At 72.1% G+C, this 25,905-nt stretch carries 28 protein-coding genes; 15 read left to right on the top strand and 13 right to left on the bottom strand.

What is annotated here, in order from left to right; all coding sequences use genetic code 11:
- Positions 1-140: 140 nt before the first annotated feature.
- From J8J14_RS16735 to J8J14_RS16705, 7 genes are all read left to right on the top strand, one after another.
- The gene (locus tag J8J14_RS16735) at positions 141-1,802 is read left to right on the top strand and encodes an AMP-binding protein (RefSeq protein WP_209380673.1); all 1,662 of its coding nucleotides are present in this window, start codon (positions 141-143) and stop codon (positions 1,800-1,802) included.
- Positions 1,802-3,004: an acyl-CoA dehydrogenase family protein gene (locus J8J14_RS16730; protein WP_209380672.1), complete on the top strand. Its 1,203-nt coding sequence runs from the start codon at positions 1,802-1,804 to the stop codon at positions 3,002-3,004. Before J8J14_RS16735 ends, J8J14_RS16730 begins: the two co-directional genes overlap by 1 nt.
- 5 nt (positions 3,005-3,009) lie before the next feature.
- On the top strand, positions 3,010-4,155 hold the full coding sequence (locus tag J8J14_RS16725) for an acyl-CoA dehydrogenase family protein (RefSeq protein WP_209380671.1): 1,146 nt from the start codon (positions 3,010-3,012) through the stop codon (positions 4,153-4,155).
- Positions 4,156-4,195: 40 nt separating this feature from the next.
- Positions 4,196-5,185 carry a tripartite tricarboxylate transporter substrate binding protein gene (locus J8J14_RS16720; RefSeq protein ID WP_245215864.1) on the top strand — a complete coding sequence of 330 codons (990 nt, stop codon included), beginning with the start codon at positions 4,196-4,198 and terminating at the stop codon, positions 5,183-5,185.
- 62 nt (positions 5,186-5,247) lie between these two features.
- Positions 5,248-6,264, top strand: coding sequence for a tripartite tricarboxylate transporter substrate binding protein (locus tag J8J14_RS16715; RefSeq protein WP_209380670.1), 1,017 nt, complete (start codon positions 5,248-5,250; stop codon positions 6,262-6,264).
- Positions 6,265-6,306: 42 nt separating this feature from the next.
- Complete coding sequence (locus J8J14_RS16710; protein WP_209380669.1) at positions 6,307-7,140, top strand: IclR family transcriptional regulator; 834 nt, start codon at positions 6,307-6,309, stop codon at positions 7,138-7,140.
- A 229-nt stretch (positions 7,141-7,369) separates the two neighbouring features.
- Positions 7,370-8,752 (top strand): DUF2231 domain-containing protein, encoded by a 1,383-nt coding sequence (locus tag J8J14_RS16705; protein WP_209380668.1) that lies wholly within the window; start codon positions 7,370-7,372, stop codon positions 8,750-8,752.
- A 47-nt stretch (positions 8,753-8,799) separates the two neighbouring features.
- On the opposite strand, the gene J8J14_RS16700 is transcribed toward J8J14_RS16705, so the two are convergent.
- The 4 genes from J8J14_RS16700 to argH all read right to left on the bottom strand — a co-directional run bounded on the left by J8J14_RS16700 (position 8,800) and on the right by argH (position 12,593).
- A complete protein-coding gene (locus J8J14_RS16700) occupies positions 8,800-10,524 on the bottom strand; it encodes a DEAD/DEAH box helicase (RefSeq protein ID WP_209380667.1) in 1,725 nt (574 codons plus the stop codon).
- A 227-nt stretch (positions 10,525-10,751) separates the two neighbouring features.
- Positions 10,752-10,907, bottom strand: a complete 156-nt coding sequence (locus J8J14_RS16695; RefSeq protein WP_209380666.1) for a hypothetical protein — start codon at positions 10,905-10,907, stop codon at positions 10,752-10,754.
- 7 nt (positions 10,908-10,914) lie between these two features.
- Positions 10,915-11,172: a hypothetical protein gene (locus J8J14_RS16690; protein ID WP_209380690.1), complete on the bottom strand. Its 258-nt coding sequence runs from the start codon at positions 11,170-11,172 to the stop codon at positions 10,915-10,917.
- Positions 11,169-12,593 carry an argininosuccinate lyase gene (gene argH / locus J8J14_RS16685; protein ID WP_342452473.1) on the bottom strand — a complete coding sequence of 475 codons (1,425 nt, stop codon included), beginning with the start codon at positions 12,591-12,593 and terminating at the stop codon, positions 11,169-11,171. The genes J8J14_RS16690 and argH overlap by 4 nt, the downstream gene beginning before the upstream one ends.
- A gap of 23 nt (positions 12,594-12,616) precedes the next feature.
- On the opposite strand from argH, the gene J8J14_RS16680 reads away from it, so the two are divergent.
- Positions 12,617-13,180, top strand: coding sequence for a TlpA family protein disulfide reductase (locus J8J14_RS16680; RefSeq protein ID WP_342452472.1), 564 nt, complete (start codon positions 12,617-12,619; stop codon positions 13,178-13,180).
- A gap of 105 nt (positions 13,181-13,285) precedes the next feature.
- Here the strand turns inward: J8J14_RS16680 and cuyA are convergent, their stop codons facing one another.
- From cuyA to J8J14_RS16655, 5 genes are all read right to left on the bottom strand, one after another.
- Positions 13,286-14,302: a D-cysteate sulfo-lyase gene (gene cuyA, locus J8J14_RS16675; protein WP_209380664.1), complete on the bottom strand. Its 1,017-nt coding sequence runs from the start codon at positions 14,300-14,302 to the stop codon at positions 13,286-13,288.
- 128 nt (positions 14,303-14,430) lie between these two features.
- Positions 14,431-15,591, bottom strand: coding sequence for an energy transducer TonB family protein (locus J8J14_RS16670; protein ID WP_209380663.1), 1,161 nt, complete (start codon positions 15,589-15,591; stop codon positions 14,431-14,433).
- Positions 15,592-15,602: 11 nt separating this feature from the next.
- A complete protein-coding gene (locus J8J14_RS16665; RefSeq protein ID WP_245215863.1) occupies positions 15,603-16,052 on the bottom strand; it encodes an ExbD/TolR family protein in 450 nt (149 codons plus the stop codon).
- A gap of 6 nt (positions 16,053-16,058) precedes the next feature.
- A complete protein-coding gene (locus J8J14_RS16660) occupies positions 16,059-16,850 on the bottom strand; it encodes a MotA/TolQ/ExbB proton channel family protein (RefSeq protein ID WP_245215862.1) in 792 nt (263 codons plus the stop codon).
- A gap of 3 nt (positions 16,851-16,853) precedes the next feature.
- Positions 16,854-17,309: a Tat pathway signal protein gene (locus J8J14_RS16655; protein WP_209380662.1), complete on the bottom strand. Its 456-nt coding sequence runs from the start codon at positions 17,307-17,309 to the stop codon at positions 16,854-16,856.
- 242 nt (positions 17,310-17,551) lie between these two features.
- Between J8J14_RS16655 and J8J14_RS16650 the strand changes: the two genes are divergently transcribed.
- The 7 genes from J8J14_RS16650 to J8J14_RS16620 all read left to right on the top strand — a co-directional run bounded on the left by J8J14_RS16650 (position 17,552) and on the right by J8J14_RS16620 (position 23,660).
- Complete coding sequence (locus J8J14_RS16650; protein WP_209380661.1) at positions 17,552-17,779, top strand: hypothetical protein; 228 nt, start codon at positions 17,552-17,554, stop codon at positions 17,777-17,779.
- 64 nt (positions 17,780-17,843) lie between these two features.
- The gene (locus tag J8J14_RS16645; protein WP_209380660.1) at positions 17,844-19,988 is read left to right on the top strand and encodes an acetate--CoA ligase family protein; all 2,145 of its coding nucleotides are present in this window, start codon (positions 17,844-17,846) and stop codon (positions 19,986-19,988) included.
- A gap of 76 nt (positions 19,989-20,064) precedes the next feature.
- Positions 20,065-20,634 carry a 3'-5' exonuclease gene (locus tag J8J14_RS16640; RefSeq protein ID WP_209380659.1) on the top strand — a complete coding sequence of 190 codons (570 nt, stop codon included), beginning with the start codon at positions 20,065-20,067 and terminating at the stop codon, positions 20,632-20,634.
- The gene (locus J8J14_RS16635; protein WP_342452471.1) at positions 20,631-21,473 is read left to right on the top strand and encodes an isocitrate lyase/PEP mutase family protein; all 843 of its coding nucleotides are present in this window, start codon (positions 20,631-20,633) and stop codon (positions 21,471-21,473) included. The genes J8J14_RS16640 and J8J14_RS16635 overlap by 4 nt, the downstream gene beginning before the upstream one ends.
- Positions 21,470-22,165: a 3-oxoacid CoA-transferase subunit A gene (locus J8J14_RS16630; protein WP_209380658.1), complete on the top strand. Its 696-nt coding sequence runs from the start codon at positions 21,470-21,472 to the stop codon at positions 22,163-22,165. The genes J8J14_RS16635 and J8J14_RS16630 overlap by 4 nt, the downstream gene beginning before the upstream one ends.
- A 14-nt stretch (positions 22,166-22,179) precedes the next feature.
- The gene (locus J8J14_RS16625; protein WP_209380657.1) at positions 22,180-22,836 is read left to right on the top strand and encodes a 3-oxoacid CoA-transferase subunit B; all 657 of its coding nucleotides are present in this window, start codon (positions 22,180-22,182) and stop codon (positions 22,834-22,836) included.
- Positions 22,837-22,862: 26 nt separating this feature from the next.
- Complete coding sequence (locus J8J14_RS16620) at positions 22,863-23,660, top strand: enoyl-CoA hydratase/isomerase family protein (protein ID WP_245215861.1); 798 nt, start codon at positions 22,863-22,865, stop codon at positions 23,658-23,660.
- A 53-nt stretch (positions 23,661-23,713) separates the two neighbouring features.
- Here the strand turns inward: J8J14_RS16620 and J8J14_RS16615 are convergent, their stop codons facing one another.
- The 4 genes from J8J14_RS16615 to rbfA are packed head-to-tail and all read right to left on the bottom strand — an operon-like array spanning position 23,714 to position 25,866.
- The gene (locus J8J14_RS16615) at positions 23,714-24,736 is read right to left on the bottom strand and encodes an apurinic/apyrimidinic endonuclease family protein (RefSeq protein WP_209380656.1); all 1,023 of its coding nucleotides are present in this window, start codon (positions 24,734-24,736) and stop codon (positions 23,714-23,716) included.
- 17 nt (positions 24,737-24,753) lie between these two features.
- On the bottom strand, positions 24,754-25,029 hold the full coding sequence (locus J8J14_RS16610; RefSeq protein ID WP_209380655.1) for a hypothetical protein: 276 nt from the start codon (positions 25,027-25,029) through the stop codon (positions 24,754-24,756).
- A 4-nt stretch (positions 25,030-25,033) separates the two neighbouring features.
- A complete protein-coding gene (locus J8J14_RS16605; RefSeq protein ID WP_209380683.1) occupies positions 25,034-25,402 on the bottom strand; it encodes an acyl-CoA thioesterase in 369 nt (122 codons plus the stop codon).
- A gap of 23 nt (positions 25,403-25,425) precedes the next feature.
- Entirely contained in the window at positions 25,426-25,866 is a 441-nt protein-coding gene (gene rbfA, locus J8J14_RS16600; protein WP_209380654.1) for a 30S ribosome-binding factor RbfA, read from the bottom strand.
- Positions 25,867-25,905: the final 39 nt, after the last annotated feature.

Genomic DNA, 25,905 nt, shown 5'->3' with positions numbered 1-25,905 from the left:
GGCCTGCCTCGCATCGTCGAACGGCTGCGCCACTTCGCCGCACAGACCCGCGACGACACCCTCCAGCCCGCACCCCTCCTCACGCGCCTCGCTCAGGAAGGCTCCACCTTCGCCGAACTCGATCAAAAGGCCGGGGCGTGATGAGCGGCTGCCGGCGTCCCTGGGAAGCTTCCTACCCCGAGGGATGCCACTGGGACGCGCCGCTCGAGATCGGCACCCTGCCCGCGCTGCTGGAGCGCGCGGTGGCCGAATGGGGCGACAAGCCCGCTATCGAGTATCGCGGCCGGCAGATCGCCTATCGCGAGCTCGGCGCCATGGTGCAACGGCTCGCGGCGGGTCTCCTCACGGCCGATATCGGGCCGGGCAGCACGGTGGCGCTGCACCTGCCCAACACGCCCTGGCACCCCGTGTGCTTCTTCGCCCTTGCCCGGGCCGGGGCGCGCATCGTGCATCTCAGCGCGCTGGATGCGCGGCGGGAGCTGGCGCACAAGCTGCGCGACAGCGGCGCGCGCACCGTCATCACCACCGACTTCCCGCCATTGCTCGACAGCGCCGGCTGGCTGCTGGACAGCGATGCGGCGGAGCGCGTTCTCGTCGCGCGCGACGGCTTCTGGACCGGCGCCGAAGGGCAGCCCTTGCCGCAGCGGCTGGACGCGCTGGAGCCGCTGCTGGATTCCCCCCCGCCCGCCATCTGGCCCGAGCCGAACCCGGATGACGTGCTGCTGCTGCAATACACCGGCGGCACCACGGGCCTGCCCAAGGGTGCCATGCTCACCCATGGCAACCTGACCTCCGCCGTTTCCATCTATCGCAGCTGGCGGGACCGGCTGGCGCTGACGCCGGGCGAGCAGCGCGTGCTGCTGGTGCTGCCGCTGTTCCACATTTACGCGCTGACCGCGGTGCTGCTGCGCCACCTGGCGGATGGCAATGAACTGCTGCTGCGCCCGCGCTTCGACGCGGCCGGCGCGCTGGACGATATCGAGAGGCGCCGCGTGACCGTCTTCCCCGGCGTGCCGACCATGTGGATCGGGCTGCTGGGCCAGCCGGATATCGGCAGGCGCGACCTTTCCTCGCTGCGCTCCACCTCATCCGGCGGCGCGCCGCTGCCCTTCGAGGTGCAGCAGCGGCTGCAGGCCGTGACGGGCCGCTTTCTGGGCGGCGGGTGGGGCATGACGGAGACCAGCCCCGCCGGCACGCGCGTGACGCCGGATGCGCCGGCGCGCCCGGGCATGATCGGCCTGCCCCTCCCGGGGGTGGAGATGCGGATCGTCTCGCTCGACGATCCCTCCCGCGTGCTGCCGGCCGGCGAGACGGGGGAGATCGCGATCCGCGGCCCCAATGTCTTCAAGGGCTACTGGAACCGCCCCGATGCGACGGAAGCGTCCTTCCGCGACGGCTTCTTCCTCACGGGCGATGTCGGCTGGATGGATGGGGGCGGCTACATCACCCTGGTGGACCGCCGGAAGAACATGATCATCTCCGGTGGCTTCAACGTGTATCCCGCGGCCATCGAGCAGGCGATCTACGAGCACCCGGATGTGGCCGAATGCATCGTGGTCGGCATCCCCGATGCCTATCGCGGCGAGGCGGCGAAGGCCTTCGTCACCCTGCGTCCCGGTGCGGCGGAGATGACGCTGGAAGACCTGCTCGCCTTCCTGCGCGACCGCATCGGCCGGCACGAGATGCCCGCCGCGCTGGAAATCCGCGAAACCCTGCCGCGCAGCCCCACGGGCAAGCTGCTGGCCAGCGTGCTGCGCGATGAAGCCCGTGCCGCCACCACCCCGGAAGAAAAGGCCTCCTGATGGATCTCCGCTTCACCCCGGAAGAACGTGCCTTCCGCCAGGAGGTGCGCGACTTCGTCCAGGCCGAGCTGAACCCGGAAACGCGCCGCAAGCTGGAAGGCGGCTACCACCTGGACAAGCAGGACTGGGTGCAGTGGCAGCGGAAGCTGAACGCGCGCGGCTGGGCCGTGCCGCACTGGGCCAGGGAATGGGGCGGATCGGACCTCACCTCCACCCAGCGCTACCTGCTGACGGAGGAGCTGCAGAAGGCGCCCGCGCCGCTGCCCGTTGCCTTCAACACGCTGATGGTCGGCCCCGTCATCATCGCCTTCGGCACGGAGGAGCAGAAGCGCCGCTTCCTGCCCGCCACCGCCAATCTCGACATCTGGTGGTGCCAGGGCTTCTCCGAGCCGGGCGCGGGATCGGATCTCGCCTCCCTCAAGACAGGCGCGGTGCGCGACGGCGACCACTACGTCGTCAACGGCCAGAAGACCTGGACGACGCTGGCCCAGCATGCCGACTGGATCTTCTGCCTGGTGCGCACCGATCCGAAGGCGAAGAAGCAGGAGGGCATCTCCTTCCTGCTGATCGACATGAAGAGCCCCGGCGTGACCGTGCGGCCCATCATCACCATCGATGGCGCGCATGAGGTGAACGAGGTCTTCTTCGACGATGTCAGGGTTCCGGTTGAGAACCTTGTCGGCGAGGAGAACAAGGGCTGGGACTGCGCCAAGTTCCTTCTGGGCAATGAGCGCGCGGGCCAGGCCCGCGTGGGCACGAGCCAGGAGCGCATCCGCCGCCTCAAGGGCCTGGCCGCCCGCACCATGCAGGATGGCCGCCCGCTGATCGAGGACCCGCGCTTCCGCGACAAGCTGGCCGAGGTGGAGGTGGAGCTGAAGGCGCTGGAGATGACGGTGATGCGCGTCGTCGCCGCCGAGGCGCGGCGCACCGGCGAGCGCAAGCCGGACCCCGCCTCCTCCATCCTGAAGGTGCGGGGATCGGAGATCCTGCAGCGCATCACCGAACTCTACCTCGAGGCCGCCGGGCCCTATGCCCTGCCGGTGCCGCCGGAACCGCAGGAAGGCTCGAACATGCCGGAGGTGGCGCCGGAATGGGCCACCACCGTGGCAGGCACCTATCTCAACTGGCGCAAGCTTTCGATCTATGGCGGATCGAACGAGATCCAGCGCCAGATCATGGCCAAGGCCTTCCTGGGACTCTGACGGGCATGGATTTCGAACTCAGCGAGGAGCAGCGGCTTCTCCAGGACAGCGTGAAGCGCCTGCTGGCCGACCGCTACGGCTTCGAGCAGCGCCGCGCCATCGCCGCCACGCCCGGGGGATGGGGCCGGGAGATCTGGGCCGCCTTCGCGGAGCTGGGCATCCTCGGCCTTCCCTTCGCGGAGGAGGAGGGCGGCTTCGGCGGCGGGCCGGTGGAGACGATGATCGTGATGGAGGCGCTGGGCGGGGCACTCGCGCTCGAGCCCTACCTCACCACCGTCGTGCTCGGCGGCGGCTTCCTGCGCCACGGCGCCGAGCCCGCGCTGCGTGCGGAACTCGCGCCGTGCATCGCGGAAGGCGCGCTGCTGCTCGCCTTCGCGCAGACGGAACCGCAATCCCGCTACGACCTCGGCGATGTCGCCACCACCGCGCGGCGGGATGGCGAGGGCTGGGTGATCGAGGGCCGCAAGGGCGTGGTGCTGCATGGCGACAGCGCGGACAAGCTGGTCGTCACCGCCCGCACCGCCGGGGAGACGCGGGACCGCCGGGGCGTGGGCGTGTTCCTGGTGGATGCGGGAGCCGAGGGCGTCTCGCGCCAGCCCTATCGCACCATGGATGGCGGGCGCGCGGCCGAGATCCACTTCTCCGGCGTACGGGCCGAGGCGGTGCTGGGCGACCCGGAGGATGGGCTGCCCCTGGTGGAGCGCGTGGTGGACGAGACCATCGCCGCCCTGGCCGCCGAGGCCGTGGGCGCCATGGAGGCGGCCCATGCGCTGACGCTGGACTACCTGAAGACCCGCAGGCAGTTCGGCACCGCCATTGGCAGCTTCCAGGCGCTGCAGCATCGCGCCGCGGACATGATGGTGCATCTGGAGCAGACGCGCAGCATGGCGATGTACGCCGCCATGATGGCGGGCGAGGAGGATGCGGCCGAGCGCCGCCGCGCCATCCACGCCGTGAAGGTGCAGGTCGGCCGCGCCGCGCGGAAGCTGGGGCAGGAGGCCATCCAGCTCCACGGCGGCATCGGCATGACGATGGAATACGCGGTGGGCCACTACTTCGCGCGGCTGACCGCGATCGACGCACTGTTCGGGGATGCGGAGCGCCATCTGCGCCAGCTCTCCGATGCGGGAGGGCTCGTTCCGGCGGGCTGACGGTTCTCCCCGGAGTCCGGGGATGCAGGGAGGAAAGGCAATGGACGCGATCAACGAATCGCGCGGCGTATCGCGGCGGGGGGCGCTTGGCCTCGCCGCGCTGGGGCTTGCCGCTCCGCGGCTGGCGCGCGCGCAGGGGCGATACCCCGACCGGCCCATCCGCTTCATCGTGCCCTGGCCGCCGGGCAGCTCGCTGGATGCGCTGTTCCGCTCCATGTTCGACGTGGTGCGGCGCGACCTGGGCCAGCAGGTGGTGCTGGAAAACCGGCCCGGCGCGCGCGGGCTGCTCGGCGCCCAGGCGCTGCTGAACGCGCGGCCGGATGGCTACACCATCGCGCAGCACCACCTCTCCATCCTGCGCCAGCCCTTCCTGACGAAGCAGCAGAGCTGGGACCCGGTGAACGACTTCACCTACATCCTGCAGGTCAGCGGCTTCCTCTTCGGCGTGGTGGTGCGCTCGGACAGTCCCTACCGCACATGGCGGGACCTGACGGCGGCCGCGAAGGCAAAGCCGGGGATGCTCACCTTCTCCACCTCCGGCGTCGCCACCTCCAACCACATCGCCATGGAGGACATCCTGGCGCGGGAAGGGGTGGAGATGACGCATGTGCCCTTCCGCGGCGCGCAGGAGGGCGTGACGGCGCTGCTGGGCCGGCAGATCGACTGCGTGGCCGATGCCCAGGCCTGGCGCCCGAATGTGGAAGCGGGCGAGTTCCGCCTTCTCTGCGTCTGGACGAAGGATCGCCTGCCCGCCTTCCCCGATGCGCCCACGCTGCGGGAACTGGGGCACGACATGGTCGTCACCTCGCCCTATGGCGTGACGGGCCCGAAGGGGATGGACCCGGCAGTGGTGGAAACCCTGCACCAGTCCTTCCGGAAGGGGCTGTTCGACGAGAACACCCAGGCCGTGATGCGGCGCTGGGAGATGCCGCTCGAATATCTCGGCCCGCAGGACTATCTCCGCTTCGCGCGCGAACGTGTTTCCTATGAGCAGGAAATGGTCGCCAAGCTGAAGCTGAGCATCGACTGACACGACCGGCACGGCGCCCCTGCCACAAGGGGCGGATAAGGGCCGGCGACAGGGAGGAAAGCATGAGTGACACGAAGAAGGGGGCCAGCGGGCCCCTCATCCTGCCACGCCGTGGCCTGGTGGCGGCGGGGGCGGCCGTGCTGGCGGCGCCGTTGGCGGCCCCGCGCCTGGCGCGGGCGCAGGGGCGCTACCCCGAACGGCCGATCCGCCTGATCGTGCCCTGGCCGCCCGGCGCCTCGGCCGATGCGCAGCTGCGCTCCATGGCCGACATCTCGCAGGCACGGCTCGGCCAGCCCGTGATCATCGAGAACCGCCCGGGCGCGGGCGGCACGATGCACGCCCCCTTCATCGCGCGGGAGGCGCGGCCGGATGGCTACACGCTGGGCCAGATGCATCTCTCGGTCATCCGCCGCACCTTCATGGTGCGGAATGCGGGATGGGACCCGGTGGCGGATTTCACGCCCATCATCGGCCTCACCGGCTGGCTCTTCGGCGTGGCCGTGCGCGCGGACAGCCCCGTCAGGACCTGGGCGGACTACCTGGCCCGCGCCCGCGCCAATCCGGGCCGCGTGACCTACTCCACCTCCGGCATCGCGACGACGAACCACCTGGCGATGGAGGAGATCGCGCGGAAGGAGGGGGTGGAGTTCACCCATGTGCCCTTCCGAGGCTCGAACGAGGGCGTGACGGCCGTGCTCGGCGGGCAGGTGGAAAGCATCGCGGACAGCTCCGCCTGGGCCCCGCATGCGGAAGCCGGCAGCATGCGCGTGCTCAGCGTGTGGTCCGCCGAGCGCGCGCCGCGCTTCCCGGACGTGCCGACGCTGAAGGAGCTGGGCTACGACATGGTCGTCACCTCGCCCTATGGTGTCATGGGGCCGAAGGGGATGGATCCCGGCGTGGTCCGCGTGCTGCACGACGCCTTCCGCGAGGCGCTGTTCGACCCGCGCAACGTCCAGGTGCGCAGCCAGTTCGACATGCCGCTGGAATACCGCAGCACCGAGGAATTCCGCGAGTTCATCGCCCGCCGCACCGAATACGAGCGGGAGATGATCCAGCGCCTGAACCTGCGCGTGGAGTAGCACCGGTTGGACGCCTCCGGGCATTCCGCCTAGAGCGGCGGGATGAGGATCCGCAAGGTCATTCCCGGCGATGCCCGCCCGGCCCGCTCCGCCCCCGGCGGGGAGGAGGCCGCGCGCGACCCGCAATTCGTCGAGGCGATCGCGCGCGGCTTCACCATCCTGGAAGCCTTCACCACGCGGGACAGCATGCTGGGCAACCAGGAGATCGCCGAGCGCTCCGGCCTGCCCCGCCCCACGATATCCCGCCTCACGCATACGCTCACGCGGCTGGGCTACCTGGAATACCTGCCGCGCTTCGCGAAGTACCAGCTGGGCATCGCCGCCGTGGCGCTGGGGCAGCTTGCCCTGGCGAACATGGCCGTGCGCGGCGTGGCGCGGCCGCTGATGGAGGCGCTGTCCCAGCGCCTCGGCGCCTCGGTCTCGCTCGGGCGGCGGGACCGGCTCTCGATGCTCTATGTGGAGCATGCGCAGCCCGCCTCGGCCGTGGCGCTGCAGCTCGGCCTCGGCTCGCGCCTCCCGCTCGCCGTCACCGCCATGGGTCGCGCCTATTACGCCGTGGCGCAGGCGGAGGAGCGCGCGGCCATCGACCAGCAGATCGAGGAGCGCTTCCCCGAGCGCTGGGCCCGGGTGCGCGACGCGCTGCACGAGGCGGTGGATATGCACGCCGCCCTGGGCTTCACCATCTCCATCGGTGACTGGAACCGGGAGGTGCATGCGGCGGGCGCGGCCATCATCCTCCCGGATGGCGGGATCGCCGCCTTCAACTGCGGCGCCCCGGCCTTCATGCTCGACCGCGACCGGGTGCTGCGGGAAGCCGGCCCGGGCGTATCCGAAATGGCGCGGCGCGTGTTGTCGATCGCCTCCGGGAAGGGCTGAGGCGGCGGGGTGACCGCGCTGGGGCCGGTGCGAACTGTCGGCGGCCAGGCGCGTTGAGGAGGGGCCGCGGCGGTTGGCGCAACCCTCCGGCCGGTCAGACGCGAAAGGCCTCCGGATGGGATTTTTCAGATTTCCAAGGGGCAGGTTTGCACGGGCTGCCGATGCCGGAATCAGCCGGATCGAGAGCGCCTCGGCGCTCGACGGGCCAGGCCACGCGATCGAAACGGCCATGGCCCGTCCGGCGCAGATCGCGGGCCGCCCGGCCGGGAAGCTCGGGGATGCCCTGCACGGCACCTGGTTCGGGCATCCGATTCATCCGATGCTCGTCACCATCCCCATCGGAACCTGGACCTTCGCCCTGGCGCTGGACCTGCTGGCCGTGCTCGGCCTGCGGCCGAGAGGGGCGGCCCGGGCAGCCGAGATCGCGCTGAAGGCCGGCGCGGCGGGCGCCGTGGCGGCGGCGGCGACCGGCATGGCCGACTGGCAGCATGTCAATGGGCGGGACCGCCGGGTCGGGCTGGTCCATGCGATCGTCAACAGCACCGCGCTGGCGCTCAACCTCACCTCCATCGTCCTGCGCGGGCGTGGGCGCCGGAACGAGGGAAGGCTGGCGAGCGCGGCCGGATGGGCCTGCATGTTCCTGGGCGGCTATCTCGGCGGGCACATGGTGTACCGCCGCCGGATCGGCAGCGACCATGCCGACCGGAGCCCTGAACCCCGCGACTTCACGCCCGTGCTGCCCCTGGCGGAACTGGAGGAGGACCGGCCGCGCCGGGTGGAGGTATGGGACGAGCATGCCCGCCAGGCCATCGGCATCGTCCTCGTCCGTCACAGGGGGCGCGTGCGCGCGATGGGCGCGCGCTGCTCGCATCTCGGGGGGCCGCTGGACCAGGGCTGGGTCCTGAATGGCGAGCTGGTCTGCCCCTGGCACGGGTCCCGCTACGATCTGGCGACGGGATGGCCGAGCAGCGGTCCCTCCACCTGCCCGCAGCCCCGGTACGAGGTGCGCGTGACGGGTGGCATGATCGAGATCCGGCGGGAGCAGGAGCGCGGCGACGATGCCGTGACGGCCGCCCGGCTGGACGCGAAGCCCGCCCGCCAGGCGGCGGCGGGGAGCGGCGCCCCCCAGGGCCGGAAAGCGGATGAGGTGCTGGTCGAGCATCACCAGCTGCTCCGCCGCCTCTTTGAGACCATCAGGGCGATGCCGGCCGAGGATCCGCAGCGCCGTGACCTGATGCGGACCCTCGCCTCCGAGCTGGAGATCCACGAGCAGATCGAGGACCACATCTTCTACCCGGCGGTCCAGCCGGTCAGCGAGGATGTGCCGGTCGCGCATTCCGAACACCGCCAGCTCTCGGACCTGCTGGCGATGACGCTGAAGCTGAACACGGCCAGCCCCGAGTTCGAGGCGCATCTCCGCGCGCTGCACGCGGCCGTGGACCACCATGCCGGTTCGGAGGAACGCTCCATGTTCCTGCACGCCCAGCGCCTCGGCGATGCCCGCCTGCGCGAGTTGGGGCAGGCGCTGGAGACGATGCTGGAGGAGCAGCGGACGTCGCGCTTCCAGAGCGCGTTCCGCGACCTGAAGATCAGGCTGCTCGAAGGCCTGTAGCCCCGGCGCGGCGGGGCAGGGGGAAGCGCGGGGCTTCCCCCCGGCCATCAGGCCCGGTGCCGGCGCGGGGCCCCGCGCGAGATGGGCTGCATCGGCTCGATCCGGATATGCGCTTCCTCGCCGCCGGGCCGCCGGGCATTGGTGGCGAAGTGCGCGGCGGCATAGGGCGCGATCTCCACCTGGGTCTCGCGGCCCTGGATGCGGATGCGCCCGATCTCCGCGCGGGAGACGTCGCCGCGCTTGCAGAGGAAGGGCAGCATCCAGCGCGGATCGGCCTGGCCCTCGCGCCCCACGCTGACGCGGAACCATACCCCCTCGGAGGCGGGCGGCGGCGCGCCGGCGCCACGGTCGCGGCTGCGGTCATCCCCGGCCCCCTCGAAACCGGGGCGGCGGCCACGGTCCTGCATGGGGGCGAGTTCCTCCGGCGCCGGGAAGGGCGCGCGGATGAGCTTCACCAGGGCGGCGGCGAGGGCGAGCGGGTTGATGCCGGTGGGGGAGACACCGTCCTCCGCGTTGCTCCAGCCGGCAGGATCGCCCGTGATGCCCGTCAGGGTGCGGGCGATGGCCATGTCCTCCTCGGCCGCCTCCTCGCCCAGCAACTCGGTCGCGCGGGCCGCGATGCGCTCGGCATCCTTGGCGCGCACCTGCTCGGCCGAAGGGGCGGGGCCCCAGCTGGCCTCCACGCGCGCGGCCTGGAGCAGGCGCTCCGCCATGCGGCGGCGGGCGGGCGGGACGATGAGGAGGCTGACGCCCTTGCGCCCCGCGCGGCCCGTGCGGCCGGAGCGGTGGAGCAGGGTCTCGGGATCGCGCGGAAGCTCCGCATGGATCACCAGGTCCAGCTCGGGCAGGTCGATGCCGCGGGCGGCCACGTCGGTGGCCACGCAGATCCGGGCATGGCCGTCGCGCAGGCTCTGCAGGGCGCGGGTGCGCTCGGCCTGGGACAGCTCGCCCGAAAGCGCCACGGCGGTGAAGCCGCGCTCGGCCAGGTTGCCATGCAGGCGGGCCACGGCGGCGCGGGTGGCGCAGAACACCATGGAGATCGGCGCGTCCTCCAGGCGGAGGGCGTTCACCACCGCGCGCTCGATGTCGCCGGGGGCGACAAGGGCGGCGCGGTAGGCGATATCGCCATGCGGCTCGTCGCCGGAGGTGGCCTCGATCCGCAGCGCGTCGCGCTGGAACTGCTTGGCCATCTGCGCGATGGGCCGCGGCACGGTGGCGGAGAAGAGCAGGGTGCGGCGCTCGGCCGGCAGGGCGCCGAGAATGGCCTCCAGCTCCTCGCGGAAGCCGAGGTCCAGCATCTCGTCGGCCTCGTCCAGCACCACGGCGCGGATGGCGTCGGTCTTGAGGTTGCCGCGCTCGATATGGTCGCGCACGCGGCCGGGGGTGCCCACCGCGATATGCGCGCCGGCCGAGAGGGCGCGGCGCTCGGCCACGGGGTCCATGCCGCCGACACAGGAGGCGATGCGGCCGCCGGCCGGGCCGTAGAGCCAGGTCAGCTCGGTCTTCACCTGCAGCGCCAGTTCCCGGGTGGGGGCGACGATGAGGGCCAGCGGCGCCCCGGCCGAGGGGAGGCGGGCGGCGTCGCCCAGCAGGTCGCCGGCCATGGCCAGGCCATAGGCGACGGTCTTGCCGGAGCCGGTGCGGGCGGAGACCAGCAGGTCACGCCCCGCGGTGCCCTCGGCGAGCACGGCGGACTGGACCGGGGTGGGGTTGGCGTAGCCACGGGTGGCAAGCGCATCGCGCAGCGGCGCGGGGAGCGTTTCGAAAGGCATTCCAGACGTCCAAGGAAGAAGGGAGCGCCTGGACGCGGCGGCCTGCCTCATCAGGCAGGACCCGGCGCGGGGGACGGCGCATGGGAGGGCGAGGGCTACCAAGGCCGCCTCGCCTGTCCGTCCATATCGGGGTTCATGGGTTCGGGGACAACCGGTGGCTGCGCATCCCTGCCCTGCGGCGGGGCGCGCGCCCCCCGTTTTGGTCTCCCCTTCCTGGTGTCCCCGTCTCAGCGCCGGTGCAGGATGATGCCCAGGATCAGGGCCGAGGAGGCCATGCCGGCAGCCCGCATGGCGCCCGGCGTGTCACCGGAGAGGGCGAGTCCGAAGGTGGCAAGCACCCCCGCCCCGCCCGCCACCAGCAGCATCACCACCAGGCCGCGCATGGGTGGCCTAGCGCGGGCTGCCCGGGCGGGAGATGGGCGTGTCGCCCGCCTCGCCGCCGGTCCAGGCCGGGGGAGCACCGGGGGTCAGGGATTCCGGCACCGGTGTCCCCGTCGGCGCGGCGACGCCGGAGCGGCTCGCCGGCGGGATGTAGGGATAGGTGCGCGGGTAGATGATGGCCTCCTGCGGGCCGGGCGGGCGGATCGGGCCCACGCGCCCGCAGGCCGCGAGCACCAGCAGCGCGGAGAGGGCAAGGAGAATCCTCATGCCAGCTTCTCCACCCATTCCCGTGCCATGGCGGCCACATTGGCCGGGGCCGTGCCGCCGAAGGAGGTGCGGGAGCGGACGGAGGCGGCGACGGAGAGCACGTTGAACACCGCTTCCGTGATGCGCGGCTCCACCGCCTGCATCTCCCCGATCGTGAGGCCGGAGAGGTCCACCTTCAGGCTCTCGGCCTTGGCGACAAGGCGGCCGGTCACGTGGTGGGCGTCCCGGAAGGGCAGCTTCAGCTCCCGCACCAGCCAGTCCGCGAGGTCGGTCGCGGTGGAGAAGCCGGCGCCGGCCGCATCGGCCAGGCGCCCGACCACGGGCTCCATGTCCCGCACCATGCCGGCGGTGGCGGCCAGGGCCAGGGCCAGGTTCTCGGCCGCGTCGAAGATGCCTTCCTTGTCCTCCTGCATGTCCTTCCCATAGGTCAGGGGCAGGCCCTTCATCACGGTCAGCAGGCCGACCAGAGCGCCGGTGATCCGGCCGGGCTTGGCGCGCACCAGCTCCGCCGCATCCGGGTTGCGCTTCTGCGGCATGATCGAGGAGCCGGTGGTGAAGGCGTCACTCAGCTTGATGAAGTTGAAATAGGGGTTGGTCCAGATCACCACCTCCTCCGCGAAGCGGGAGAGATGGGTGGCGCAGATCGCGGCGGCGGAGAGGAACTCCAGCGCGAAGTCGCGGGACGCCACGGAATCTAGGCTGTTGCGGGTGGGGCCGTCAAAGCCCAGCGTGGCGGCGGTCATGTGCCGGTCGATCGGGAAGCCCGTGCCGCAGAGGGCGGCGGCGCCGAGCGGGCTTTCGTTCAGGCGGCGGCGGCAATCGGCCAGCCGGCCGCGGTCGCGGGAGAGCATCTCCACATAGGCCAGCAGGTGGTGGCCGAAGGTGGTGGGCTGGGCGGGCTGGAGATGGGTGAAGCCCGGCATCACCGTGCCGGCATGCTCGGCGGCCTTTTCCGCCAGCGCCCTCATCACGTCGGCGATCTGGGCATCCAGCCCGTCGATCGCGTCGCGGGTCCAGAGGCGGACATCCAGGGCCACCTGGTCGTTGCGGCTGCGCCCGGTGTGCAGGCGCTTGCCCGCCTCCCCGATGCGCTCGGTCAGGCGGGCCTCGATGTTCATGTGGATATCCTCCAGCGCCTCGCTGAAGGGGAACTCGCCCGCCTCGATCTCCTGGCCGATGGCTTCCAGCCCATCGCGGATCGCGGCCTCGTCCTCGGCCGAGATGATCCCCACATGCGCCAGCATCGCGGCATGGGCCAGGCTTCCCTTGATGTCCTGGCGCCACATCTTGCGGTCGAAGCCGATGGAGGCGTTGATCGCCTGCATGATGGCGGATGGCCCGGCCGCGTAGCGCCCGCCCCAGGCCGCATTGGCCTGGGCGGCGTTGGCAGGGTTCTGGGGCTTGGCGTGGTCGTCGGGCACGGGTGAGGAGATCTCGATCAGTGGTGAGTTTTGGCCGCCGCGGCGCGCTGGGCCTTCTTGCGGGCGGGACACTAGGCGCGGCCCTCCCCCAACGTCCAGCGCGGGCGCAGACCGTGGGGGTGCTTCGGGAGGACGGACCCAAGCCCCTGCCCGAATTCGCCCTGACCGACCCCGAGGGGACACGGCGGGAGATTGGCCATTTCCGGGGCAAGGGGGTGGTGCTCAACCTCTGGGCCACCTGGTGCCCGCCCTGCGTGGAGGAAATGCCGGCGCTGGACCGGTTGGCCGCCCTGCTCGCCCGGGAGGAGATCCTCGTGATCCCCGCCTCATCCGACCGCGGCGGGCGGGCGCAGGTGGAGCCCTTCTACACGCGCATCGGGATCAAGAATCTCGGCATCTGGCTGGATCCGGGCTCCGCCGCCATGCGCGCCTTCAAGGCGCGCGGGCTGCCCACCACCATCCTGATCGATCGCGAGGGGCGTGAGCGCGGCCGGCTGGAAGGCGCGGCGGCCTGGGACGGGGCGGCCCTGGTGGCGGATGTGCGGCGGCTCTGCGGCGAGGGGCGGAAGGCGACGGAGCCGGCCTGAGGCATCGCGGCCCGGCTCCCCCCGGGATGGAGACGGCGCGCTTGCCCGTCGCCGGTACCAGGGCACTGGCCCGGAGAGAGCGCTGCCCTCTCCGGGATCACCGGGTCAGGCCGCTTCGGCCGGCAGGTCGAAGGCGCTCGGGTAGCCGAACAGGCCCACCGCGCCGCCGGTGTGGATGAAGACCACGTTCTCCTCCGGCTTGAAGTGCCCCTGGCCGATCAGGTCGATCAGCCCGGCCATGCCCTTGCCGGAATAGACGGGGTCGAGAAGGATCCCTTCCTTCTCCGCCAGCAGCTTCACGGCATCCACCATGCCCTGGGTGGGGATGCCGTAGCCCTGGCCGACATAGTCGCAATTGGCGCGCACATGCTCGGCCCGGATCGTGTCCTTGGGCAGGCCGAGATGGTCGGCGGTGCGCTGGGCGAGGGCGAGGACATTCGCCTCCTGCTTCTCGCGCGGGGCGCGCACGCCGATGCCGAGCACGGGAATGCCGCTGTTCAGGGCAACGAGGCCGGTGACCAGCCCGGCCTGGGTGCCCGCGCTGCCCGTGGCATGCACCACATGGTCGATCCGAAGCCCGATTTCGGAAGCCTGGTTCACCAGCTCCAGCGCGGCGCCGACATAGCCCAGTGCGCCGACGGGGTTGGATCCACCGCCGGGAATGACATAGGGGCGCTTGCCGGAGTTCCGCAGCTCCTCCGCCAGGGTCTCCATCTCCGCCTGCATGTCGGCCCCGCCGGGGCGGCGGGAGACGGTGGCGCCGTGCAGCTTGTCCATCAGCACATTGGCGGACTGGGTATAGGCAGGGTCGGTGTAGCCCGTCCGGTCCTCAAGCAGGATGTGGCAGGCCAGGCCAAGCTTCGCGGCCGCAGCGGCGGTCTGGCGGGCATGGTTGGACTGGGTGGCACCCTGGGTGATGACCGTGTCCGCCCCCTGCGCCAGGGCCTCGGCCATCAGGTATTCCAGCTTGCGGGTCTTGTTGCCGCCGCTGGAAAGACCGGTGCAGTCGTCCCGCTTGATCCAGAGCTTCGGCCCGCCGAGGTGCCTGGAAAGATTCTCCATCGGCTCCAGCGGCGTGGGCATGTGGCCAAGCCGGACGCGGGGAAAGCGGGCGAGATTCATGGTTGTTGGCCTTGCCTGGTCGTTCCGGCGCGGAGGCTAGAGCGGATCGGCGAAGGGCGGAACCGGGCGGGGCGGATGAATTCGCCCCGCAAACAAGCGCCTGCCGGGCCGGGTAGGACCCGCCCTGTTCAGCGGAGCGTAAAACTAATGGGTACAACTAGCGGCATGGTGTTGCCGGCATAGTCGTCCGGCAGGGGCGGCATGCTCACCCGCTCCATCATGGCCAGGGCTTCCTCGTCCAGGTCCTCGTCCCCGGAGGAACGGGCGAGGCGGGCGCTGACCACGCGGCCATCCCGGGCCAGGGTGAAGTTCACCATGGCCACGCCCTGGGCGCGGCGGGCGCGGGCGCCGGCGGGATAGCGCTGCACCCGGCGCAGCGCCGCCTGGATCTGCCCGACATAGCTGGGCGGGATGGAGGAGGCGCGGGCCGGCGCGGCCGCCGCCGCGGGGGCGGCAGGGGCCGGGCTGGGCGCCACGGGCGCCGGGGCCGCGGGCGGGGAATAGGGCTGCACCGGCGCCCGCTCCGCCACCTGTGGGCGGCGGGGCTGGGGTGGCGGCGTGGGCCGGGGAGGGGTGCGGGCCTGCTGCGGCTCCGGGAGTGGTGGCGGCGCGGGCGGCGGCGGCAGGGGAAGGGGCTCGGCCAGTTCCACCGGCGGCTCCACCGCCTGGACAGGCGGCGGCTCGGGCGGGGGCGGAAGGTCGGGCTCGGCCGCGGCCACCGGGTCGGGCTCCACCATCGCCACCTGCTCAGGCGGGGGCGGGCGCGTGGCCTCGGGCGGCGGCATGGGGGCGGGCGCGGGCGGCACCGCGGCCACGGTCTCCGGCGGAGGCGGCGGGGCGGCCTCCGGGGGGGGCGGCGGAGCCAGTTCCGGCGGCGGGGGCTGGGCCGTGTCGGGCGGCGGGGGCTGAACGGCCTCGGGCGGCGCGGCGGCGGCCACGGCCTCGGCCGGCGCTGTGGCGGCCTGCTCCGCCACGGGGGCCTGTTCCTGCTCCGCCATCGGCTCCGGCGCGGGCATGGTCTCCACCTCCAGCAGCGCGGCGGGCGGCCCGGGCGCATCCTCCGCAAGGAGGAAGGGCAGAACCAGGCCGAGATGGATGAGGGCGGAAAGGCCCCAGGCTGCCGGGCGCAGGAAGCGGCGCGCACCCACCGGCGCGGGGGCTGGCGGCGCCGACTGCGCCACGCCGGCCATGGCGGCCGCCAGCACCGCCGGGGCGGGGCCGGGCGGCGGGGCCGCGGGCAGCTTCGGCACGATCGTCTCGCGCGGCTTCTCGGCGAGGAGCGGGGCCATGGAGAGAGCCTTTAGCGCGCCTGCACCGCGGGCGCGGCGGCGTCGGCCTCGGCGATGAGGGACACCTTGGTGATCCCGGCGCGGGAGACGCGGCCCATCGCGCGCAGCACGTCGCCATAGGGCACGCTGCGGTCGCCGCGCACATGCACCGGGGCCTCGGGGTCGCTTTCCCGCAGGGCAAGGAGGCGCTGGGTCAGGGCCTCCTCCGTCACCTCCTCCTTGCCGACATAGAGCCGGTTGCCCGGCGCCACGGTGAGGATCAGCGGCGGGTTGGAGGAGGCGGCGCGCGCCGCCGCGGTGCGCGGCAGGTTCACCGGCACGCCCACGGTCATCATCGGTGCCGCCACCATGAAGATGATGAGCAGCACCAGCATCACATCGACCAGCGGGGTGACGTTCATCTCCGCCATCGGGGCGGCGTCGTCGTCATCCCCCCGGCCGCCGCCGAAGGACATGGCCATGCCGCGCTACTCCGCCGCCCGCACACGGGAGGGGGCGGGGCGGCGCGCCATGCCGGCCGCCAGCTCATGGATGGAGGCCATGGCGCCCTGGCGGATGCGGGTGAAGGCCACGGTGAAGCGGTTATAGGCCATGACCGAGGGGATGGCGGCCACGAGGCCGATGGCGGTGGCGAACAGCGCCTCCGCAATGCCCGGCGCCACCACGGCCAGGCTGGTGTCGCCGCTGCGGGCGATGCCGGAGAAGGAGTTCATGATGCCCCAGACCGTGCCGAACAGGCCGACGAAGGGGCCGACGGCACCAATGGTGGCCAGCAGCGGCAGCCCCGGCTCGGCCGCGCGGAAGGCGGCGACGAGGGGGGCGCGCATCGCGTATTCCATGCGCTCGCGGTACTCGCCCCGGCTCTCGGCGGCGTCGCGGCCCTCATGCCATTCGCGGGCGCCGGCGCGGATCACCTCGGCGGCCAGGCCGCTCTCGGGGGTGGCGGCGCCGGTGACCGCGCCCGCCAGGCGGTTCGCCTCCGCCTTCAGGCGGCGGGCGGCGATCATCTTCTCGATAATGATGCCCCAGCAGGCGATCGAGGCGAGGATGAGCAGCAGCATCACCCCCTTCACGATCGGGTCGGCCATCATGAACAGGCCGAGGGGGGAGAGGTCATGCGCGGCCGCCGCATGGGCGAGGTCGGCGGCGCCCTGGCCGGTGCCGGGGGGCGGCAGCGCCGCCGCGCCCGGGGCGGGGGGGAGGGCGGCGGAAGGCGCCGCGGGCATGGCGGGGGTGGCGGCAGGCGCGGCGGGGTTCATGCCTTACTTCTCCAGCGCCACGCCCTGAGCGCGCGAGCTGACCGAAAGGCGGGCGAGGCAGGCCGCCGGGGCATCCGGGGCGCAGGCCAGCACGTCATTCAGGAGGATATGGCCCACGCCGTCGCAGGGCGTGCCGGCCAGGTCGAAGATGCGTGCCATGGTCTTCTCGGCCGGGAGCGGGCCGAGATCCAGGGCGATGCGGCGGTTCACCACCTGGTCCTTCCCGAAGATCACGAGGTCGAGCCGGAGGGGATCGACCGCCGGGCCCGGGTTCCGCACCAGCATCCAGACGCGGCAGCCCTCGTTGCGCGCCTCGAGCCGGTTCAGCTCGACCGATAGCTTCGGGGCATCGGGTCCGGGCGCCGCCGGGGCGGGGGTGTTCTGCGCCAGGGCTGGGCCCGTGGCGAGCGCCGCCATCAGCAGCATGGGCAGGAGCCGGAAGGGGCGGGCGAGGGGCATGCTCTGCGCGTCCTTGTCACACGCGACCGGTCATCGCGGCATGCGGGGGATGGAACCCCGCGGGGCGGCCCGGCGGGGGGCGCCGGAACCGCGATGCGTCAGTCGGAGGCGCAGCCCATAACCCACCCGCAGAGCAGATGCAATGAAGTTGCGAACGATTTGCAGAATGCCGCGTTTCAAACTCCCCGTGATCCCGGGCAAGCCGCCGCATCCGTCGCGGTTCTGACGCGTAGAAACCACCCGTGCGCGACGTGGAAGGGGTTGCTGTGTCCGACTTGCCGAAGATCGAGATCCAGGGCGAGGGCGAGCCCGCTGTGGCGCTCGCCCTGCTGCGGATCATCATGGCGTCCTCGCAGGAAGGGGAGGTGCATGACCGCGACTGGATCCTCTCCACCTATGCCGATTGCCTCGCCGTGGTCGGCGGCGCCGAGGTTTCCTATGACGAGGAGGTCGAGGAGGAGGAGAGCTAGGGGCCGCTTGCCCCCGAGGCGGCCCGGGGGCAGCCTTCCGCCATAACGGGCGGGAGGATGCGGCATGGCCGATGGTGGCTCGGGCGTGGCGGCGGGGGCGGGCTTCGCCTCCCTGCGGCCCATGGTGGCGCCGCGCAGCGTGGCGGTGATCGGGGCCTCCGACGAGCCCACCCGCATTGGCGGCCGGCCGGTGCACAGCATGATCCAGCGGGGCTTCTCCGGCGCGCTCTGGCCGGTGAACCCAAAGCGGGACCGGGTGCAGGGGCTGGTGGCCTATCCCGATATAGCCGCCCTTCCCGGCGCGCCGGACGCGGCCATCATTGCCGTGCCGGGCGCCCTGGCCGAGCAGGCGGTGGATGAGCTGGGGCGGCGGGGCTGCCCGGCGGCCATCGTCTTCACCGCCGGCTATGCGGAGGTGGACGAGGCCGGCCGCGCGGCGCAGGAACAGCTCGTCTCCACCGCGCGCGCGCATGGCATGCGGCTGCTGGGCCCCAACTGCCTGGGCCTGTTCAACGCGCCGCTCGGCTATTTCCCGATCTTCACCTCCTCCTTCGATGTGGGCTGGCCGGTGGACCCCATCCCCGGGCGCGGGCGGGTGGGCATCGCCAGCCAGTCCGGCGCCTATGGCACCCATCTGTTCGGCGCGGCCCGGAACCGGGGCATCTCCACCCCCGTGCTGGTCACCACGGGCAACGAGGCCGAGGTGACGCTGGGCGACGTGATCGGCTGGATGGCCGAGGATGACGGGGTGGACATCATCGCCGCCTATTCCGAGGGCGTGCGGGAAGGGCCGCATTTCCTGGCGGCGCTGGAAGCCGCGCGCCGGGCGGGCAAGCCCGTGGTGATGATGAAGGTCGGCCGCTCCGCCCTGGGCGCCCATGCGGCGCAGTCCCACACCGCCAGCATCGCGGGGGATGATGCCGTGACCGGGGTGGTGCTCGAGGAATTCGGCGTCCACCGCGCCCGGAACACGGAGGAGATGCTGGATGTCGTCTATGCCGCGACGCCCCGGATCTACCCGGTGCGGAACACGCTGGGGGTGGTTTCCATCTCCGGCGGGGCGGGGGTGATGATCTCCGACGCGGCGGAGGAGCAGGGAATCCCCATGCCCCCCATGCCGGAGGCGGCACAGGCGCGACTGAAGGCGTTGATCCCGTTCAGCAATCCCTCCAACCCCGTGGACTGCACGGCGCAGGTCTTCAACGACATGGCCCTCGTGGGCGCCTTCGCCCGCAGCATGGTCGAGGATGGGGGCTATTCCAGCCTGATCGCCTTCTTCACCACGGTGGGTGCCTCCCCCGCCCTGGCGCCCCGGCTGCGGGCCGAGCTGAACGCGGTGCGGGCGGACCATCCGGACCGGCTCTGGTGCCTCAGCGTCCTCGCGCCGCCGGAACGGGTGAGGGAGTATGAGGCGGACGGCTATCTGGTGTTCGAGGATCCCTCCCGCGCCGTGGTGGCGCTGGCGGCCCAGGGGCGGTTCGGGGCGGCCTTCGCCCGGGTGCCGCGCGGAACGGTGCCGCTGCCGGCCGTGACCCTGCCGCAGGCCACGCCGAACGAGGCGGAGGCGAAGCGCATCCTGGCCGATGCCGGGGTGCCCGCCGTGCCCGAGGCCACCGCGACCAGCATGGAGGAGGCGGTGGAGGCCGCCCGCGCCATCGGCTTCCCCGTGGTGATGAAGCTTCTCTCCCCGGACATCCTGCACAAGTCCGAGATCGGCGGCGTGATGCTGAACGTGGCCGACGAGGAGGCGGTCCGGGCGAATTACGAGCGACTGATGTGGAACGCGGCCGAGAACGCGCCCAAGGCCCGCGTGACTGGGGTGCTGGTGGCGCGCCAGGTCAGCGGGGCGGTGGAGGTGGCGCTGGGCATCCTGCGCGATCCCGTCTTCGGCCCCGTGGCCATGGTGGGGCTGGGCGGCGTGTTCATCGAGGTGCTGCGGGACGTGGCGCTGCGCCGCTGCCCGGTGGACGTGGCGGAGGCGGAGGCGATGATCCGCTCCCTCCGTGGCTTCCCCTTGCTGGATGGCGCGCGCGGGCGGCCCCGGGCCGATGTGCCGGCCCTGGCGTGGGCCCTTTCCGCCCTCTCGGCTTTCGCCGTGGCGGCCGGGGAAAGGCTCGTCTCGGTGGATGTGAACCCGGTGCTGGTCCTGCCGGAAGGCCAGGGGGCCTGGGCGGCGGATGCGGTGATCGAACTGGCGCAGGGCGGATGAGGCGGGGTTGGGGGGAGACGCCTCCCCCCGCCTGTGGCAGCTTCCCGGCCATGCTGGCTTCCGGAAAGGCGCTTTCTTGATCCCCGGACACCCCGTCATCGTCTTCGACACGGAAACCACGGGCTGCACCGGCCAGGACCGCGTCGTCTCCCTCGGCGCCGTGCGGCTGGATGCCGCGTTGGAGCCGGAGGCGACGCTGCATCTCGTCTTCTCCCCCGGCATGCCCTGCCATTTCAGCGCCTTCCGGGTGCATGGGCTCTCGGATTCCTATCTCGCGCGGCAGCCGGGCTTCGCGGCGCATGCGGAGGAGGTGGCCGGCTTCTTCGGCGGCGCGGTGGGCTGCGCGCACAACCTCTCCTTCGACCGGCGGATGCTGGGCGGCGAGTTCGAGCGGCTGGGCATGGCGCGCCCCTGGTCCGGGGAGTTCTGCACCATGCAGGCCTGGCGGCGGATGCGGCCGGGGCTGCGTTCCGGCCTGGGCCATGCCGCGGCCGAATGCGGGCTGGCGCGGGAGACGGCGCTGCACGGCGCGCTGGAGGATGCCTGGCTGGCCGCGAACATCCTGCGCGCCCTGCACGGCATGGAACCGGCACCGATGCGGCTGCACGGCTTCACCAATGAGCGCGCGGGACGGAGGGCGGCGTGAGCGGAACGGTGGCGGAGAAGGCGGAGCGGTTCCGCGCCCTGCATGCGGCGGGCTGCTTCGCCCTGCCCAATGCCTGGGATGCCGGCAGCGCGCGGCTGATGGCCGGGCTGGGCTTCCAGGCCGTGGCCACCACCTCGGCCGGGCTGGCCTTCATGCTCGGGCGGCGGGATGGCGAGGCGGCGATCTCGCGGGCCGAGGCGCTGGCCAATGCGCGGGATCTCGTGTGCGCCACGGACCTGCCCGCCTCGGCCGATCTGGAGGACGGCTTCGGCCCCGCGCCGGAGGATGCGGCGGAGACGGTGCGCGGCGCGATCGCGGCCGGGCTTTGCGGCTGCACGATCGAGGACACCACCGCCGATCCGGCATCCCCCATCCATGGCTTCGACCAGTCCGTCGCGCGTATCGCGGCGGCGGCACGGGCGGCGCGGGACGCCCCGCATCCTTTCGTGCTGACGGCACGGGCCGAGAATTTCCTGCATGGGCGGCCGGACCTGGACGACACGATCCGGCGCCTGGTGGCCTTCGCGGAGGCGGGTGCGGATTGCCTCTACGCGCCCGCCCTGCCGGATGAGGACGCCATCCGCGCCGTGGTGCGCGCCGTGGCGCCGAAGCCGGTGAACGTGCTGATCGGCCCGCGTTCCGGCGCCCTGCCGCTGGCGCGGCTGGCTGAGATGGGCGTGCGGCGCGTGAGCGTGGGCGGCGCCCTGGCCCGCGCAGCCTATGGCGCGGCCCTGGAAGCCGGGCGCGCGCTGCTGGCGGGGGACATGGCTTCCATCGCCGCGCTCACGCCCTATGACCGCATAGCGGCCTACATGACACCGGGAGAGAAGCAGACGTGATCAACAAGATCGTCCGCGACATGGCGGAGGCCATGGCGGGGGTGAAGGATGGCAGCACCGTGCTCATCGGCGGCTTCGGCGCCGCGGGGCAGCCGGATGAGCTGATCGACGGGCTGATCGAGCAGGGTGCGACGGACCTGACCGTGGTCTGCAACAACGCGGGCACCGGGCGCGTGGGCCTTGCGCGGCTGATGGAACTGGGGCGGGTGCGGAAGATCATCTGCTCCTTCCCGCGCAGCGCCGGCTCGGTGGTGTTCGAGGACCTGTACAAGGCCGGCAAGCTGGAGCTGGAGATCGTGCCGCAGGGCACGCTGGCCGAGCGCATGCGCGCCGCCGGCGCCGGCATCCCCGCCTTCTACACCCCCACCGCCGCCGGCACGCAGCTCGGCCGTGGCAAGGAGGAGCGCGAGTTCAACGGGCGCGCGCATGTCATGGAGCTGGCCCTGCCCGGCGACGTGGCGCTGGTGGAGGCCTGGGAGGCGGACCGCTGGGGGAACCTGACCTACCGGCGCAGCGGGCGGAACTTCAACCCGGTGATGGCGATGGCCGCGACGCTCACCATCGTGCAGGCGGAGAAGATCGTCGAGCTGGGCGAGATCGAGGGCGAGCGGGTGGTGACGCCCGGCATCTTCGTGGATCGCGTGGTCAACGTGAAGCGCGGTGCCCCCTGGGGCGAAGCCGGCGCGGCCTGACGGAGGAACGACGCATGCAACCCTGGTCCCGCACCCAGATGGCCGCCCGGGCCGCCCAGGACATCCCGGATGGCTGGTACTGCAATCTCGGCATCGGCATGCCGACGCTGATCGCCGACCACATCCCCGAGGGGCGCGAAGTGGTGCTGCACTCTGAGAACGGCATCCTCGGCATGGGGCCCGCGCCGGAGAAGGGCAAGGAGGACGCCTGGCTGATCAATGCCGGCAAGCAGCCCGTGACGCTGCATCCGGGCGGCAGCTATTTCCACCATGCCGACAGCTTCGCGATGATCCGCGGCGGGCATATCGACCTTTGCGTGCTCGGCGCCTTCGAGGTGGCTTCCAACGGCGACATCGCGAACTGGGCGACGAGCGAGAATGACAGCGCCCCCGCCGTGGGTGGCGCGATGGACCTCGCCGCCGGCGCCAAGCGGGTGTGGGTGATGATGGAGCACACCACCAAGGACGGGCGCCCGAAGCTGGTGGAGGCCTGCGGCTACCCGCTGACGGCGATGAGGGCCGTCTCGCGCATCTATACCAACCTGGCCGTGCTGGACGTGGCCGAGGATGGCTTCGCCATCCGCGACCTCGCCCCCGGCGTGACGCTGGATCACCTCCGCTCCGTCACCGCGGCGCCGCTGCGGGACGCGCGCGAGACCGCAGGCGCCTGAAGAGCGCAGGAAGGGGAACGACACGGATGAGCCAGGCTGCATCTTCCACCGGGATGCCGGAAGGCATGTCGCTCGGCGTCGCGCGGGATGGCGGGGTGGTGACCCTGACCATCGACTTCCCCGCCCGGCGCAACGCGCTGGCCGTGCCGCTGCGCGCGCGCATGGCCGAGGTGCTCGAGGAGGCGCAGGGCGATCCTTCCGTGCGCGCCTTCGTCGTCACCGGCGCGGCGGGCAATTTCTGCTCGGGCGCCGATATCTCGGGCATGGATGTGCGCGATGCCATGTCGGGCGCGGAGCGCATGCGCCGCTCCCACCGGCTGATCCGGCTGATCGCGGCGGGCAACAAGCCCGTCGTGGCGGCGGTGGAGGGCTGGTGCGTGGGCGCGGGCCTTTCGCTGGCCTGCGCCTGCGACCTGATCGTGGCGGCCGAGGATGCGCGCTTCATGGCGGGCTTCGGCAAGATCGGGCTGATGGCCGATCTCGGCCTGCCCTACACCCTGCCGGCCCGCATCGGCGCCGGGCGCGCGCGCAGGATGCTGATGCTGCACCAGCAGCTCTCGGCCGGAGAGGCCGAGCGCATCGGGCTGGTGGAGGAGGTGGTGCATCGCGGCCAGGCCCTGCATTTCGCGCTGGAGCGCGCGCGCTTCCTGGCGGCCCAGGCGCCGGCGCCGATGGCGCTGACGAAGGCCATGTTCGCCGCCGGGCTGGACGCGGCGCTGGAGACGGAGCGCCACTTCCAGTCCACCCTTTTCCTCTCCGCCGACCACAAGGAAGGGCGCGCGGCCTTCCTGGAGAAGCGCGAGGCGCAGTTCACGGGAAGCTGACGGAAGCTGATGCCTAGCGCGCGGGGGAGGGCACTGCCCTCCCCCGCGCCGCCCTATGCCTCGGCAGCCACCGGAAAGCAGATCTGCGCGAAGGCTTCCGTCGCCAGGTTCTTCTCCTTCGCCTCCACCTCGATATCCGCCCAGGCCAGGTGCCGCGCCGCCCATTCCGCATGGGGCCGGTTCCACAGCCGTGCCGAATGGGCCCGCAGGTCGCGGGCGGAAACCCCGGCGGCGATCAGGGCCTCGCGGTCCGGCAGCACATCCGGGTCCTGGCCCGGTGCCAGGTCCGGCTTGGGCGCGCTGATATGGATGATGGGCCGCACCCCCCGCCAGGAGGCCTGGATGGGCGCGATGCGCGGATCGTCCGGCTCCATGTACTCCCCGGTCACCACCCAGTGGTGGTGCAGGTCCAGCACGATGGGCAACTCATCCGCCAGGGGCAGCAGGTCCTCCACCCGATAGGCGGTTTCCTCGTTCTCCACCGTCAGCAGGTTGCGCGCATCCTCCGACAGCAGCCGCAGCCCGGCCCGGAAGCCCTCGATCCCCGCCACGCGGCCGCCCGCATGCACGTTGATATGCGCCCCATGGGGGTGCCACCCCCCGGCATGGCCGAGATAGCGCATGACATCCGTGTGGTACTCGATATCGGCCACGGCGGCGGCGCGGGTGCTGTCCCGCTCTGTGGCCAGCACCGTGTACTGGCCGGGATGCATGGAAAGCCGCACCCCGCCCTGCCGCGCCGCCTCCCCTGCCGGCTTCAGGCTGGTCTCCACGATCCGCCGCAGCGCGGGGTCGTCATAAAGGGGCCGGATGGCCGGGTGGCTGTAGGCAGGCAGGATATGGCTGACCATCCGCATGGCCCGCTGTCCCGGGGGCAGCCGCGCGGTGCGTGCGACCTGGGCGAGCAGCGTCTCCCCGTTCACGCGCACCAGCCCGATCAGCTTCTCGATCGCCGCCCTGGGCTCAAGCTTCTGGAGATGGGTGACGGTGGTGTCGCGCAGATTGAGCGCGGCCTGCTCCTTCGGAGGCAGGGAGGGGTCGAGCCATTGGCAGACCCAGGCGATGCGCGGTTCCATCCCGGGGGAACGGCGGATCAGCGGCTTGGTTCGCTCGGGCGTGCCTGGACCCGGCGCTGCCAGAAGCCCGCCAGGGCCCCCAGCACGGTGCCGAGCAGGATGTTCACCGCCATCGCCTGCGCCGGCTGCCATTCGGCCAGGGGGCCCACGAAGCAGGCCAGCACGGCCAGGGGCCAGAGGATCAGCGCCACGCGCCTGGCCCGCTGCCCGCCGCGGATGATCCGGTACCAGGCCAGGAAGCTCGGCAGCCAGAAGGGGGCATTCTTCAGCAGGGCATAGAGCGCGAGGCCCAAGGGCTCAGCTTCCCTCGGCCGGCACCGGGCGGGGACGGCCATTCTCGTCCAGCGCCACGAAGGTGAAGGCTGCCTCCGTCACCCGCTCCCGCAGGTCCGAATGCCGCTCCCGCCGCCAGGCCTCCACCTGGATGCGGAGGGAACTGCGCCCGACCGCCAGGATACGGGCATAGAGGCTCACCTCGTCGCCCACATGGACGGGCCGGTGAAAGGTCATCGCCTCCACCGCCACCGTCGCGCAGCGGCCGCGGGCCCGGCGGGCCGCCGCATTGCCGGCCGCCAGGTCCATCTGCGCCATGAGCCAGCCGCCGAAGATGTCGCCGGCCGGGTTCGTGTCCGCCGGCATGGCGATGGTCCGGATCACCGGCGCCATCTCTGGCGGAAGCGGGGCTGGGTTCACGTCTCGTCGTCGTCCTGCTCGTCGGCCTGGTCTTCGGCATGCGGGCGCGGCCCCAGGTCGCGCGCCACTTCCGGCCGGCGCATCAGCGCGTCGATATGCATCGCATGGTCGAGCGCCGTATCGGCCTGGAAGTGCAGCTCCGGCGCGAATTTCAGGCGCACGGCGCGTGCCACCTGCCGGCGCAGGTCCGGCTGGTTGCGGCGAAGCAGGTCCAGCAGCGCCTTATCCGCGGTCTGGCCGAGCCGGGAGACGAAGACCGTCATGTGCTTCAGGTCGGGGGAGGCGCGCACCTCCGTCACCGTCACGCGGGAATCCGCCAGATCGGGGTCGCGCACATCGCCGCGCGCGAGCACGGCGGAGAGGGCGTGCCGCACCTCCTCCGCCACGCGCAGCATCCGCTGGGAGGGGGCCTGGGTGGCCGTGGTGTGCTTGGGCATGGAAAGAGCCTCGAAAAGCATCCGCCGCGCCCGGTTTCA

The sequence above is a fragment of the Pararoseomonas baculiformis genome, from assembly GCF_017813395.1.
Classification (GTDB): domain Bacteria; phylum Pseudomonadota; class Alphaproteobacteria; order Acetobacterales; family Acetobacteraceae; genus Roseomonas; species Roseomonas baculiformis.
The sequence above is the reverse complement of the archived record's forward strand: the minus strand, read 5'-3'. Positions and strand labels throughout refer to the sequence as shown.

Coding starts and splice junctions, on each gene's coding strand:
- J8J14_RS16735 (WP_209380673.1), top strand. CDS start 141: ATGAGCGGCTGCCGGCGTCCCTGGGAAGCTTCCTACCCCGAGGGATGC.
- J8J14_RS16730 (WP_209380672.1), top strand. CDS start 1,802: ATGGATCTCCGCTTCACCCCGGAAGAACGTGCCTTCCGCCAGGAGGTG.
- J8J14_RS16725 (WP_209380671.1), top strand. CDS start 3,010: ATGGATTTCGAACTCAGCGAGGAGCAGCGGCTTCTCCAGGACAGCGTG.
- J8J14_RS16720 (WP_245215864.1), top strand. CDS start 4,196: ATGGACGCGATCAACGAATCGCGCGGCGTATCGCGGCGGGGGGCGCTT.
- J8J14_RS16715 (WP_209380670.1), top strand. CDS start 5,248: ATGAGTGACACGAAGAAGGGGGCCAGCGGGCCCCTCATCCTGCCACGC.
- J8J14_RS16710 (WP_209380669.1), top strand. CDS start 6,307: ATGAGGATCCGCAAGGTCATTCCCGGCGATGCCCGCCCGGCCCGCTCC.
- J8J14_RS16705 (WP_209380668.1), top strand. CDS start 7,370: ATGGCCCGTCCGGCGCAGATCGCGGGCCGCCCGGCCGGGAAGCTCGGG.
- J8J14_RS16700 (WP_209380667.1), bottom strand. CDS start 10,524: ATGCCTTTCGAAACGCTCCCCGCGCCGCTGCGCGATGCGCTTGCCACC.
- J8J14_RS16695 (WP_209380666.1), bottom strand. CDS start 10,907: ATGCGCGGCCTGGTGGTGATGCTGCTGGTGGCGGGCGGGGCGGGGGTG.
- J8J14_RS16690 (WP_209380690.1), bottom strand. CDS start 11,172: ATGAGGATTCTCCTTGCCCTCTCCGCGCTGCTGGTGCTCGCGGCCTGC.
- cuyA (WP_209380664.1), bottom strand. CDS start 14,302: ATGAATCTCGCCCGCTTTCCCCGCGTCCGGCTTGGCCACATGCCCACG.
- J8J14_RS16670 (WP_209380663.1), bottom strand. CDS start 15,591: ATGGCCCCGCTCCTCGCCGAGAAGCCGCGCGAGACGATCGTGCCGAAG.
- J8J14_RS16665 (WP_245215863.1), bottom strand. CDS start 16,052: ATGGCCATGTCCTTCGGCGGCGGCCGGGGGGATGACGACGACGCCGCC.
- J8J14_RS16660 (WP_245215862.1), bottom strand. CDS start 16,850: ATGAACCCCGCCGCGCCTGCCGCCACCCCCGCCATGCCCGCGGCGCCT.
- J8J14_RS16655 (WP_209380662.1), bottom strand. CDS start 17,309: ATGCCCCTCGCCCGCCCCTTCCGGCTCCTGCCCATGCTGCTGATGGCG.
- J8J14_RS16645 (WP_209380660.1), top strand. CDS start 17,844: ATGGCCGATGGTGGCTCGGGCGTGGCGGCGGGGGCGGGCTTCGCCTCC.
- J8J14_RS16625 (WP_209380657.1), top strand. CDS start 22,180: ATGCAACCCTGGTCCCGCACCCAGATGGCCGCCCGGGCCGCCCAGGAC.
- J8J14_RS16620 (WP_245215861.1), top strand. CDS start 22,863: ATGAGCCAGGCTGCATCTTCCACCGGGATGCCGGAAGGCATGTCGCTC.
- J8J14_RS16615 (WP_209380656.1), bottom strand. CDS start 24,736: ATGGAACCGCGCATCGCCTGGGTCTGCCAATGGCTCGACCCCTCCCTG.
- J8J14_RS16605 (WP_209380683.1), bottom strand. CDS start 25,402: ATGGCGCCGGTGATCCGGACCATCGCCATGCCGGCGGACACGAACCCG.
- rbfA (WP_209380654.1), bottom strand. CDS start 25,866: ATGCCCAAGCACACCACGGCCACCCAGGCCCCCTCCCAGCGGATGCTG.